Raw genomic sequence first — 368 nt, forward strand, 5'->3', positions numbered from 1 at the left:
CGATATCATTATAATTCTGACGGATTTCTTTTGCATTTTCCACCATTGATAGTTTTTCATAACAAACTCCTAAATTAAATCTTATTTTGAAGTTACAATTGGTTTCACGTGAATAGCACTAACGGCTAATACTCCAATCAGCATCATAATTCCAGCTACCAAAATCATCCCCGGCATTGATTTACCAATTAATGGTAAAATCACAAAACTGGCCAACGATGCGATGATCTGTGGCATACAGATACTAATATTAAAGAGTCCTAAGTAAGCACCTTCGTCCTCACCGTTTAAAGCCCCAGTAACGATTGACAAAGACTCAGATTGCATTGCCAAAAAGGAAATTCCGATTAAAACAAAGGCTACCACTG

1 pseudogene is annotated in these 368 nt (G+C 36.7%); it reads right to left on the reverse strand.

From position 1 onward, the window contains the following. Window positions 1-81: 81 nt before the first annotated feature. Window positions 82-368, reverse strand: a pseudogene (locus AC6UDG_RS07430) (MFS transporter); the annotation flags it as partial.

This window comes from Fructilactobacillus sp. X2R1C1 (assembly GCF_059901435.1).